A 12,009-nucleotide genomic window follows, 5' to 3' on the forward strand; every position below is an offset into this window, starting at 1 on the left:
GCCGCCTTCATACAACTCGAACTATTTAGAGTATAAAATCTAATTCATAGACAGACTTACCATTGTCATATTATGGGCGTAAAGGCAACATATGCTACCCGTAATGCGTTAACAACACGACTCTGGCGGCTTCACTTTAACGGCGAGAACAATGGTAAAAACAGTCAATACATTACAGTATCGAGATCGTCGACGAGCGTGGGTCGATCGATTGACCCACCGCATTGTTGCGGGCAGCGGGCTGCTGGTACTGGCTATGCTGTTGTTAATTTTCTTCTATCTGCTGTATGTCGTGACGCCACTGTTCCTTTCTCCCTCCGTTAACGGGCAAAAAACGGTTCAGCGCCACAGTGCAGAACCGTCGCTGGCGCTGGGCCTCAGCGACAATGGGCAAATCGGGTTTCGCATCGATGCCCAAGGCTATGGTGAGTTTATTCCGTTTGCGGAAAATCAGCCCATGTCGCGGATTCAACTGGTTCCCGCGCTGAGTTTACTGGCACAAAGTCAGGATGAGCGGCAGGTTTATGCCTTGAGCCAGCCTGACGGCCGTCTGCTTTTCGTTCAGCCTAAGCTGTCGCGTACGGAAAATCGTCCTCCTGTCTGGGATTATCCGCTGGGTAAGCAGTCTTATTCGCTTGGGCTACCTGCGCAGCCGTTGCGCCATCTCGCGATAGCGCCTGTGGGTGAAAAACATATTATTGTGGCTGCGATTGGGCAGGACAATGCCTTGATTGTTGCTGATGTTGGTGAAAACGGCGTGCGGCAACGGGCAGTAGTGACGCTTCCGACGGGTACGATTAACCAACTGCTGCTGACTCCCGATGGGCAGCAAGTGTATTTGCTCAGCGGCAAGACATTAACGCTGTGGCAGTTGGGTGCGAATGCGTTGACGCTGCGAGAAGAGCGGCAATTACAACTGACAGAACCTCTGCATCTGGCACTGTTGTCAGGCGGGCGATCGTTGTTGGTGCAGGCCGCTGACGGGCGCATTAGCCAATGGTTTGAGGTTCTGAGCGAAAAGGGGACTAGGCTGACGGAAACGCGCCAGTTTCCGCACGTCGCGGGGGAATCGGTGTTGCTGGCAACGGAGGCACAGCGGCGAGTGTTTGCCACGTTGAACGCACAGGGTGAACTGTCGCTGTTTGCTAGTAAGCAGTCGCATGCGCTGCTGACGCAAATGTTACCCGCTCATGCACTGGGACTGGCGTTCTCGCCACGTGGTTCTGCCATGCTGGTTGAAACAGCGCAAGGTTTACATCGTTTTCAGGTTGATAACCCCTATCCCGATATCGGCTGGCGCGGGCTGTGGCAAAAACTGTGGTATGAGAATTACCCAGAGCCTGCTTATATCTGGCAATCCACGTCTGCGGATGACAGCTATCAGGCCAAATTCAGCATGATGCCGCTGATGCTGGGCACGATGAAAGCGGCGATTTACGCCATGTTATTTGCTACGCCGCTGGCGCTGTCCGCCGCGATTTATACCGCCTGCTTTATGTCGCCGACGCTTCGACGCTGGATTAAACCTACTCTGGAGATCATGGGCGCGCTGCCGACGGTTGTCGTCGGTCTAATCGCAGCCATCTGGCTGGCACCGCATTTTGCGACGTATCTGTCCGCTATTTTGGTCATGCCGATTTTATGGATGCTGGCTGTGATCGGCTGCGGTTGGCTGATTGAATGTCTGCCGACGCGCTGGCGCGTCCGTTTCCCTGCTGGGTGGGATGCGCTATTTCTCATTCCTGCCATTTTGCTGACATTTGTGGCGGGGTGTTGGATTGCGCCGCTTATCGAAATCGCGGTGTTGGGTCAGCCGCTGTACCGGTGGTTAGGTGATGATTTCGTGCAACGCAATACGCTGGTGGCGGGTGTCGCTCTCGGTTTCGCGCTGATTCCGCTGATTTTCTCGCTGGCGGAAGATGCTCTGTTCTGCGTACCTGCTCGTTTAAGTCAGGGATCGTTGGCATTGGGGGCGACGGCGTGGCAAACCTTGTGGCGTATCGTACTACCGTCTGCCAGCGCCGGGATTTTCGCCGCGCTGATGCTGAGTTTCGGCCGTGCCGTGGGGGAAACCATGATTGTGCTCATGGCGACGGGTAATACGCCGATTATGGATGAGGGACTGCTTCAGGGCTTGCGTTCGCTGGCGGCGAATATCGCCATTGAAATGCCTGAAGCGGTAACGAATAGCGGACACTACCGGGTGCTGTTTCTAACGGCACTCACGCTGTTTGTTTTCACGTTTATCGTGAATACGCTGGCTGAAACTATCCGGCAGCGCCTGCGCCAACGCTATCGTGATGAAGGAGAAAACGCGTGAAGCGCTGGTTCCGTTCGGGAAGACCGTGGGTGTGGCTAACGGCATCGTCTATTTCTATTAGCCTGCTGGCGATGCTGGCAATTATCGTGCTGCTGGCCGGGCAGGGTATGCGCTATCTGTGGCCGCAGCCCGTCTGGCTGTTGACGTTACAGCCTGAACAGAGTGTGCAACGTGCGGTGATTGGCGAAATTTATGCAGAGCAGACGCTTTCGCCTCAGCAGTTGGAACAGGCCGGTTTAACCTCGCCGTCTAGAGAGGCTGAAACACGCTATTTGATCAAAATTGGCCAACGTGAAATCTATGGGCAGAGCTTTCGCTCGTTGCTGTCGCGCGATATTGCTCGCTTTGATCAACCTGCCGACATTCTGGTGTTGAAACGGACGAACAATGGCACGGCCTATGGCTATCTGGCTGGCATGCTGGAAGGGGAGCAGCCGCTGGTGGCGACGGATCTCCCCTCGACCTTAAAGCACCGCATCGAGCTGGTGCAGGGATTGCTGGCGAAAACGCAGGCTATCCGCATGGGAGAGATGGCGAAGATCAACCAGCAGTTTGAGGCGTTGCGGTTGGAAGAGAAAAAGCGGCAACAGACCAAAACGCTGGATAATCAGTCGATTGCCCGACTTCAGGCTGAACGTACTGAGCTGCAACGCCGTTTCGATGAGCTGTTGCGCCAGTTAACTGCACTCAATCTGGACATTAATCGCGATACCGTACAGTTACGGGACGCGAACGGCACTGTCCACCTCATTCCGCTCAGGGACATAGAACAGGCCTGGTATCCGAATGCGATGAACCTGTGGGAAAAAGTCAGCCACTGGGGGGAGCAGGCTAAATACCTGCTGGTGCACTATTCTCCGGATAGCAACAGTGCAGGCCATCTTTTCCCCGCCATTTTCGGCACGGTACTGATGGTGGTGCTGATGTCCATCGTGGTGATGCCACTGGGGGTAATCGCTGCGGTTTATCTGCATGAATATGCGGGGAAAAACAGTTTAACGCGCTGGGTGCGAATTGCCGTGGTCAATCTGGCTGGGGTGCCGTCGATTGTTTACGGCGTGTTTGGATTAGGCTTTTTTGTTTATCTCATCGGTGGCACGCTGGATCAACTGTTCTATTCTGAAGCGTTGCCGAACCCGACGTTTGGCACGCCGGGGCTGCTGTGGGCGTCACTGACGCTGGCATTACTAACGCTACCGGTGGTGATTGTGGCGACGGAGGAAGGATTATCACGCATCCCGATGTCTGTTCGTCACGGTTCACTGGCGCTGGGAGCCACCAAAGCTGAAACGCTGTGGCACGTTGTGCTACCGATGGCAATTCCCGCGATGATGACGGGCCTGATCCTTGCCGTCGCGCGTGCCGCAGGGGAAACGGCACCGCTGATGTTGGTCGGTGTAGTGAAGTCGGTGCCGGTATTACCGGTTGATGACATTTTCCCTTATCTGCATCTTGAGAGAAAATTTATGCATCTGGGGTTCCAAATCTACGATCTGGCATTCCAAAGCCCGGATGTGGAGGCCACAAGGCCGCTGGTGTATATCACTGCGCTGCTGCTGGTGTTGATTGTGGTCGGGTTGAATCTTGCGGCGATTGGGATTCGCCATGTTCTGCGTGAGAAATATCGTTCGTTATCACTCTGAAAGTAGGATGAAGTTATGGGATTTATGACACAAAAGGAGATGGCACCGCTGCCTGATGTTCATCAACTGAGTGATGAGCAGACGACGTTAACCGTGGAGCATCTGAATCTGTACTATGGTAATAAACAGGCATTGAACGATATTTCGATTCGTATTCCGAAGAATCAGATCACGGCGCTGATCGGCCCGTCGGGCTGTGGTAAATCCACCCTGTTACGCTGCTTTAACCGCATGAACGATCTGGTGGATGACTGTCGTACCGAAGGCGATATCAGATTGAACGGTATGCCTATTAACGATCCGCAGTTGGATGTTGCCGTGTTACGCCGTCGGGTTGGTATGGTTTTTCAACGCCCGAATCCGTTTCCCAAATCGATCTATGAAAATGTGATTTATGGCATGAGATTGCAGGGGCTGCGCGATCGTCGCTTACTGGATGATGCTGTTGAGCGTGCGCTGCGAGCGGCGGCGCTGTGGCATGAGGTAAAGGATCGGCTGAGCGACAATGCGCTCACGCTATCTAGTGGACAGCAGCAGCGTTTGGTGATCGCTCGGGCGATCGCCATTGAACCAGAAGTGCTGTTGTTAGATGAGCCGACCTCCGCGCTCGATCCCATTTCGACGCTGGTTGTTGAGGAACTGATGGGAACGCTAAAGCAGCACTTCACGCTGGTGTTGGTGACGCACAATATGCAACAGGCTGCCCGCGTGTCTGATTACACCGCGTTTATCAATCAGGGAAAATTAATTGAGTACAACCGTACGGACGATCTGTTCACCTCTCCGACGCAGCGTCGTACAGAGGACTACATTACCGGACGGTTTGGATGAGTTTTAATCAATCTATCGTATTAAATGACCTAAAGAAATTATGGCTACCGTTCATCAATTATCCGTGCCATTTGAAAAATTGATGATAAAATGCGCGCAAGTTTTTGACTTTGGCAAGTGGCGGTTAAGATGAAATTCAGTACCATGAACGAAGGTGAAATTATTACCGAGCTGTGCCGGAGAATAAAAGACTCCAGAATCCAACAGCGTTTATCGCAGGTCGATCTTGCCGAACGGGCGGGGTTGGGGATTGCGACGATCAAGCGTGCTGAAATGGGCGAATCCATTACGCTTAGCAGCCTGCTCTCTATTCTGCGTGGGTTGAACCGTCTGCATCAGATTGACGGCGTGCTCTTCGATGCCGAAGTTGAATCCTTCCATGCGCAGATCAGCGGTGAGAAAAAACAGACGCCGCTGCGTATCAGAAAGAAAGCCGCAACGTTTCCAGCTAAAGTGCTCACCAAGCATGAAAACATCAAGAAGCCGGCTAACAGTACCGTCGATTGGTACATTGCAGCGGCTGAAAACAATATTGTCTGGTCGCTACCTGAAAGCGATAAAAAATAAAGGGTTAATGCTACATCACTCGCATTAACCCTCGATTGTCGCGTTAATCTGCCAGGCATTTAACGCGACAGAATCAGTTTTTCATCTGCCATTAATCCCCTAAATAATTCAAGTTGCGTGACAAAACGTTAGCGTTTTGAACAACGCTATGCGTTGACCCTTCAGGGCAAGGCCCAGAGATGAGCCGAGTATTGCCAACGCACAAGCAGCTTGAAGTATGACGGGGATATTATTCGCACAGAACCACTTTGATAGCCAGTCCCCCGCGAGACGTTTCTCGGTACTTGGCGTTCATGTCTTTGCCTGTTTCATACATGGTTTCAATGACCTTATCCAGCGATACGCGTGGTTCGCTGGTACGGCGCATCGCCATTCTTGCGGCATTGATCGCCTTCACGGAGGCGATGGCGTTACGTTCAATGCACGGAACCTGTACCTGACCCGCTACCGGATCGCACGTCAGCCCCAGATTATGCTCCATACCAATTTCTGCGGCGATGCATACCTGTTCCGGGTTGGCACCGAGTAGCTCAGCCAGTCCGGCTGCGGCCATCGAACAGGCAACGCCGACTTCTCCCTGACAGCCAACTTCAGCCCCGGAAATAGATGCGTTCATTTTGTAGAGCATACCGATAGCACCGGATGCCAGGAAGTAGCGCAGGTAAGATTCCGGGGTTACCGGCTGAACATAGCGATCGTAATAGGCCAACACCGCAGGAATAATGCCGCAGGCACCGTTAGTGGGTGCAGTGACAACGCGTCCGCCAGCCGCATTTTCTTCGGATACGGCCATGGCGAACATGTTAACCCAGTCCATCGCATCCATCGGATCGTTAGAGAAACGATCGTTGATGAACAATAGGCGATGCAGTGCCGATGCCCGGCGGGGAACGCGTAATGGGCCGGGCAATACCCCCTCGGTATTCATACCGCGATGCATGCAGTCCTGCATGGTTTTCCACACGTCGGCAAAATAGTGCTCAAGCGCTTCCCGTCCGTGCAGCGCAATTTCGTTTTTCAGGACGATGGCGGATAAAGACAGGCAGTGATCGTGGCAATGTTGCAGCAGCTTCTGGGCAGAAAAGAACGGATAGGGCGCGCTTTCCTCTGTCATAGTGGTTTTTCCGAAGCTTTCCTGATCGACGACGAATCCGCCCCCGATGGAGTAATACGTTTTGCTATAGACCAGATCTTGTTCGTTGTAGGCGCGAATGGTCATGCCGTTTTCATGCAGCGGCAGGTTTTCCGGTTGGAAACGCAGAGAAGATTCCAGCGGGAAACTGACCTCATACTGACCGTTGAGTATTGGTAGCCGTTGGGTATCTTTCACCTGTTGAATAAAGGCTGGAATGGTATCAATGTTCACGCTATCTGGCAGGTTACCCGCAAGGCCCAAAATAATAGCGATATCGGTATGATGCCCTTTTCCCGTCAGGGAGAGTGAACCGTAAATATCAACGACAAGGCGTGTCACTGATGAGATAAGAGCGTGATTAACCAGATCGTCGGTGAACATTTTACCCGCTTTCATCGGGCCGACGGTATGAGAACTGGATGGGCCGATACCGATTTTGAAGATATCAAATACGCTGACCATAGCGATTTCCTTGAAAAAAAACGCCGGATACCCGTCATACTTCAAGCCACATGTGTGTTGGCAATACTCGGCTCATCTCTGAGCCTCGCCCTGAAGGGGCGCCGCCTGCCTGCAACTCGAATGATCTAGGGTATCGCTAGAGAACAACATCCCGGCGTTAAATTAGGGGGGGGGTTACAGCAGATCGCGCAGGCTGTAAACAATAGCGGAAATAGCGATCAGTCCCATAAGGGTGACAAAGACGTTGCTAATGTGGCCGCTGTATTTTTTCATCGCTGGGACTTTCTGGATGGCGTACATCGGCATCAGGAACAGCAGGCACGCGATAATCGGGCCGCCTAACGTTTCAATCATACCCAGAATGCTAGGGTTCAGCGTCGCGACAATCCAGGTGGTGATCAGCATGAACAGCGTAGTGATGCGGTTCAGTTTAGTGTTGGAGATCGTTTTGCCTCTGCTGCGCAGAGATTTAACAATCATGCCGTTAAAACCTTCACCCGCACCCAGATAGTGACCCAGGAAGGATTTAGAGATCGCGATGGTAGCAATAACCGGAGCCAGATAGCCGATTACCGGGTTGTTAAAGTGGTTCGCCAGATAAGACAGAATGGAAATGTTCTGTGATTTTGCTTCCATCAGCTCAACCGGAGAAAGGCTCAGTACGCAACTGAAGACGAAGAACATGACGGTCATTACCATCATGATATGGCTATAAGACAGAATGCGTGAGCATTTTTCCTCTGCATCATCACCGTATTCTTTGCGTTTGGCTACGGCGAAAGAAGAGATGATCGGCGAGTGGCTGAAGGAGAAAACCATCACCGGAATAGCCAGCCATAATGTCGCCAACAGACCGTTGCCCGTTACGCTGGAACTCAGAGAAATGTTTTCAAAAACAGAGGTGTTCCAGTTTGGGATTAAATAAAGTGCCAGCAACATCAATACGGCAACAAAAGGATAAACCAGAACACTCATTGCTTTAACAATCATCGCTTCACCGAAACGAACAATAAACATCAACCCGAGGATCAATATTAATGACAGCACGGCACGCGGTGGAGAAGGTAAATGCAATTGGTGAGTAATAAAGCTATCTACGGTATTGGTGATAGCGACGCTATAAACTAATAGGATCGGATAAATAGCGAAAAAATAAAGCAAAGTGATTAATTTACCTGCACCAACGCCGAAATGTTCTTCAACGACTTCGGTAATATCTTCCCCACCTTTTTTGCCGGATAATACAAAGCGACATAATGCACGGTGAGAATAATACGTCATTGGGAAAGCAATCAGAGCCATGATAATTAACGGAATTAAGCCACCAATACCGGCGTTGATAGGTAAGAATAACACGCCAGCGCCGATGGCCGTGCCATAAAGGCCCAGCATCCAGACGGTATCGCTTTTACGCCATCCTGAAGCCTGTTCTACCACGTGGCTGCTATCTTGAATTGTGCTCATTTACTGGTCTCTCCTCGGTGAACACATGAATACCCATCATGCTGGGGCATTAAAATTACAGTATCGGCAACTTGCCGTTACAGAGTTTAAAAAACGAAAAAGACACACTGCTAATTATGTCAACAGGTCAATACTGTTTTGTGGCGGCATTCTATATCGTGGTGGTCAGCGAATAATATTGAGGCGATCACAGAAATGAATTGACGGGAAATATTTTAATAAATTTCTGCGCAAATTAAAATATCAATATTGATACTTTATTTTAAATATTTTTAATGGCTCGTTATTGATACTTTATTTGATTTGCGAATGATAAAAAGGGACAGTAAATAAAATAAAAGGCAGCCGAAATAATAAACGCAATTTTACTGATGTCACGCGTAATGATAGTTTTTTCTGTTAGGGGACGTATCGATGATGTTGTTTATATCGCTGCATCCCATCGCCTTGTGATCCGATACATTGTGATTTGATGAGGATTACCCGGCAGCTCGCCGCCTGCCGGATAATCCCCCGATCTGTCAGGCGGTGAGCTTTTCCTCTGCCCACGCCAGACCGCTGTGGTATTCCTCTGGTAATAGAGGCACCAGCGATTGCAACGTGTGTTGCAACTGTGCGATGTCCAACGACGGCAGATTGAGGTGCCCAACTTTACGGCCAGGACGAACGTCTTTCTCATACCAGTGCAGATGTACCAGCGGCAGTGACAGCCAGTCGATATTCACATCAGTGCCGATCAGGTTGACCATTACCGACGGTGTTTCGACGACGGGCAGCGGCAGCGGCAGGTCCAGAATGGCGCGCAGATGGAGTTCAAACTGGCTGATTGATGCGCCATTTTGCGTCCAGTGCCCACTATTATGTACGCGTGGAGCCAGCTCATTAATAAGCAGGTGGTCACCGACAATAAAGCATTCCATTGCCATCACGCCAACATAGCCTAGCGCATTCATAATTGCGGACAGCATCTGCTCAGCTTGCTGTTGCAATTGCGGATCAGGCTGAGGGAAAGCCACGCTGGTACGCAGAATACCATCCTGATGCAGGTTATGAGTGAGCGGGTAGAACACGCATTTACCGTGTGTATTGCGGGCGCCAACCAGCGAGACTTCGCCAGAAAAGTTAATCCCTTGCTCAACAATGCATTCACCGTAGCAGTCAGCGGGCAACGCCTGTTGTTCGCCGTCGCGCAAGCGCCACTGACCACGACCGTCATAACCGCCGACGCGACGTTTAACGATCGCTAATTCACCCAATGAGGCGAAGACGTGTGGCCATTCATCGGCGCTAGCCAGCAGTTGCCACGGGGCGGTTGCCAGATTCAGCGAGTCCAGTAGCTGTTTTTGCGTCAGGCGATCGGCCAGACGTGGGAAAATGTCGCGGTTCGCAAATGCCGTGTGTTCAGCCAGCTCGCGAGTGAGTGCGGTTTCCGGCCAGCGTTCGATCTCGGCGGTAATGACACTATTATGAAACGGAACCGACTCAGGCTCTGCATCCAGCCCCACGGGATAAACTGCAATCCCTAGCGGTTCGCCCGCCTGGCGGAGCATTCTACCCAACTGACCATTGCCTAATACGCAGACCGGTTTCATACCTCCTCCCGCGGATCGGGGTGAGACAGCACATCATCAGTTTGCGCCTGACGCCAGTTGGCCAGTCGAGCGGCGATGTTATTATCATGCAGGGCAAGAATTTGTGCGGCCAGCAAAGCCGCATTCGCTGCGCCCGCTTTGCCGATTGCCAATGTACCTACCGGGATACCGCGAGGCATTTGAACGATAGAATACAAGCTATCTACACCGCTCAGCGTCGAGCTTTGTACCGGAACACCGAGCACCGGAACCAGCGTCTTCGCTGCCAGCATACCCGGCAGATGAGCTGCGCCGCCTGCGCCAGCGATAATCACATCAAAACCGCTCTGTGCCGCCTGCTCAGCGAAGCTGAACAGCTTATCTGGCGTCCGGTGTGCGGAAACGACTTCGGTATAAAAAGGAATGTTCAGCGTGGTGAGGATTTCCGCAGCAAACTGCATAGTGGCCCAGTCACTCTTTGAACCCATGACGATGGCAATTTTTGCCGGGGCAACGTTGGATGACATGCCTGTAACGCTCCTATGATTGTACGTGTTCGTGACGATTTCGCACCGGCCAGACGAGAGGGTCTGCCGTTGAGGGCGTAGAGCATATCACGCCATTATGGCGAGGAAAACGGTTGCGTATGCGGAAATACTGGGGGAATTAAGTGGGAGCTTGTTAAGGCAATGGCAGAAAATGCATTAAAAGGGGAAGGAAATCAGTTCGATGTTTTGTGACGTGACCTTAATCATCGACCCTTCTTCGTGCCAGGCTCCGAGAACGGCACGGCGGCCATGAGATTCGCCGAGATCAACCTTATGGATGGCTGGGCGGTGTGTGTGACCGTGGATCATGGTCTTCACCTGATAGTGCCGTAAGTGCTCAATCACCTGCTCAGGATTTACATCCATAATCTGCTGCGATTTTTGCTTATTTGCCCTCTGGCTGCTGGCACGCATCTTCGCGGCAATCTTCAGACGCAGTGATAAAGGTAATAGCAGAAAGAGTCGCTGAGTTAATGGGTTGTGCACGCGGCGGCGAAATTTTTGATAGGCCAGATCGTCAGTACACAGGGTATCACCGTGCAGAATGAGGATTTTCTGACCGTAAAGGTCAACGACTTTTTCCGTCGGTAGCAGCGTCATACCGCTTTGTCTGGCGAAACGCTTGCCGATCAGGAAATCACGGTTTCCGTGCACGAAATAACAGGGAATACCGCGCTGATGTAATGCATACAGTTCAGCGGCAATGGCCGCATGCAGTGGCTGAGGATCGTCGTCACCAATCCAGGCGTCGAAGAGATCACCCAGAATGTAAAGCGCATCGGCATGAATCGCCTCATGGCGTAAAAAACGCAGAAAACCGGCAGTAATTGCCGGTTCATGAAGACTTAAATGCAGATCGGCAATGAACAGCGTTGCCATGCAGGTAGGATTATTCGCTGACTGTTACGTGGGTGATCACCACGTCTTCTTTCGGTACGTCCTGGTGCATGCCGCTGCGGCCAGTAGCCACGCCTTTGATTTTATCAACGACGTCCATGCCTTCGGTCACTTCAGCGAATACGCAGTAGCCCCAACCGTCGGCACGTTCTGAACGGAAATTCAGGAAATCGTTATCAACGAGGTTGATAAAGAACTGGGCAGTAGCAGAATGAGGATCGTTGGTACGAGCCATCGCCAGGGTGCCACGGGTGTTTTTCAGACCGTTGTTGGCTTCATTTTTGATTGTCGCATTGGTTTCTTTTTGATCCATGCCTGGCGCGAAACCGCCGCCCTGAATCATAAAGCCATTAATCACGCGGTGAAAAATCGTGTTGTCATAAAAACCGCTGCGGCAGTAGTTCAGGAAGTTTTCTACAGTAACCGGCGCCTTGTCTGCAAACGTGTTAATAACGATATCGCCGTGGTTGGTATGAAGCGTAATCATAATAATGAACCCTAGATAGCCTTAGTGATGAGAGTGCAGTTCACAAAATGCGGTGAACAACAAGAGCGCTGTTATAGCATAACT

At 51.5% G+C, this 12,009-nt stretch carries 10 protein-coding genes; 4 read left to right on the top strand and 6 right to left on the bottom strand.

Features of this window, described 5'->3' with window-relative positions:
• Positions 1 to 151 precede the first annotated feature (151 nt).
• From KP22_RS16915 to KP22_RS16930, 4 genes are all read left to right on the top strand, one after another.
• Complete coding sequence (locus tag KP22_RS16915) at positions 152 to 2,320, top strand: ABC transporter permease subunit (protein ID WP_039325334.1); 2,169 nt, start codon at positions 152 to 154, stop codon at positions 2,318 to 2,320.
• Positions 2,317 to 3,963 carry a phosphate ABC transporter permease PstA gene (gene pstA, locus KP22_RS16920; RefSeq protein ID WP_039325337.1) on the top strand — a complete coding sequence of 549 codons (1,647 nt, stop codon included), beginning with the start codon at positions 2,317 to 2,319 and terminating at the stop codon, positions 3,961 to 3,963. The genes KP22_RS16915 and pstA overlap by 4 nt, the downstream gene beginning before the upstream one ends.
• 15 nt (positions 3,964 to 3,978) lie before the next feature.
• A complete protein-coding gene (gene pstB / locus KP22_RS16925; RefSeq protein ID WP_039306358.1) occupies positions 3,979 to 4,794 on the top strand; it encodes a phosphate ABC transporter ATP-binding protein PstB in 816 nt (271 codons plus the stop codon).
• A gap of 129 nt (positions 4,795 to 4,923) precedes the next feature.
• Positions 4,924 to 5,361 carry a helix-turn-helix domain-containing protein gene (locus KP22_RS16930; protein ID WP_039306361.1) on the top strand — a complete coding sequence of 146 codons (438 nt, stop codon included), beginning with the start codon at positions 4,924 to 4,926 and terminating at the stop codon, positions 5,359 to 5,361.
• A 229-nt stretch (positions 5,362 to 5,590) separates the two neighbouring features.
• On the opposite strand, the gene KP22_RS16935 is transcribed toward KP22_RS16930, so the two are convergent.
• From KP22_RS16935 to ppiB, 6 genes are all read right to left on the bottom strand, one after another.
• Positions 5,591 to 6,958, bottom strand: a complete 1,368-nt coding sequence (locus tag KP22_RS16935; protein WP_039325341.1) for an L-serine ammonia-lyase — start codon at positions 6,956 to 6,958, stop codon at positions 5,591 to 5,593.
• Positions 6,959 to 7,132: 174 nt separating this feature from the next.
• A complete protein-coding gene (locus tag KP22_RS16940) occupies positions 7,133 to 8,422 on the bottom strand; it encodes an HAAAP family serine/threonine permease (protein ID WP_039325343.1) in 1,290 nt (429 codons plus the stop codon).
• Positions 8,423 to 8,943: 521 nt separating this feature from the next.
• Positions 8,944 to 10,014: a 5-(carboxyamino)imidazole ribonucleotide synthase gene (gene purK / locus KP22_RS16945; RefSeq protein WP_039306370.1), complete on the bottom strand. Its 1,071-nt coding sequence runs from the start codon at positions 10,012 to 10,014 to the stop codon at positions 8,944 to 8,946.
• On the bottom strand, positions 10,011 to 10,520 hold the full coding sequence (purE, locus tag KP22_RS16950) for a 5-(carboxyamino)imidazole ribonucleotide mutase (protein ID WP_039325344.1): 510 nt from the start codon (positions 10,518 to 10,520) through the stop codon (positions 10,011 to 10,013). Before purE ends, purK begins: the two co-directional genes overlap by 4 nt.
• A 177-nt stretch (positions 10,521 to 10,697) precedes the next feature.
• Positions 10,698 to 11,420 (bottom strand): UDP-2,3-diacylglucosamine diphosphatase, encoded by a 723-nt coding sequence (gene lpxH / locus KP22_RS16955; protein ID WP_039325346.1) that lies wholly within the window; start codon positions 11,418 to 11,420, stop codon positions 10,698 to 10,700.
• A 10-nt stretch (positions 11,421 to 11,430) separates the two neighbouring features.
• Complete coding sequence (gene ppiB / locus KP22_RS16960; RefSeq protein WP_010280320.1) at positions 11,431 to 11,925, bottom strand: peptidylprolyl isomerase B; 495 nt, start codon at positions 11,923 to 11,925, stop codon at positions 11,431 to 11,433.
• Positions 11,926 to 12,009 lie beyond the last annotated feature (84 nt).

This window comes from Pectobacterium betavasculorum, assembly GCF_000749845.1.
GTDB lineage: Bacteria > Pseudomonadota > Gammaproteobacteria > Enterobacterales > Enterobacteriaceae > Pectobacterium > Pectobacterium betavasculorum.

Coding starts and splice junctions, on each gene's coding strand:
- KP22_RS16915 (WP_039325334.1), top strand. CDS start 152: ATGGTAAAAACAGTCAATACATTACAGTATCGAGATCGTCGACGAGCG.
- pstB (WP_039306358.1), top strand. CDS start 3,979: ATGGGATTTATGACACAAAAGGAGATGGCACCGCTGCCTGATGTTCAT.
- KP22_RS16930 (WP_039306361.1), top strand. CDS start 4,924: ATGAAATTCAGTACCATGAACGAAGGTGAAATTATTACCGAGCTGTGC.
- KP22_RS16935 (WP_039325341.1), bottom strand. CDS start 6,958: ATGGTCAGCGTATTTGATATCTTCAAAATCGGTATCGGCCCATCCAGT.
- KP22_RS16940 (WP_039325343.1), bottom strand. CDS start 8,422: ATGAGCACAATTCAAGATAGCAGCCACGTGGTAGAACAGGCTTCAGGA.
- purK (WP_039306370.1), bottom strand. CDS start 10,014: ATGAAACCGGTCTGCGTATTAGGCAATGGTCAGTTGGGTAGAATGCTC.
- purE (WP_039325344.1), bottom strand. CDS start 10,520: ATGTCATCCAACGTTGCCCCGGCAAAAATTGCCATCGTCATGGGTTCA.
- lpxH (WP_039325346.1), bottom strand. CDS start 11,420: ATGGCAACGCTGTTCATTGCCGATCTGCATTTAAGTCTTCATGAACCG.
- ppiB (WP_010280320.1), bottom strand. CDS start 11,925: ATGATTACGCTTCATACCAACCACGGCGATATCGTTATTAACACGTTT.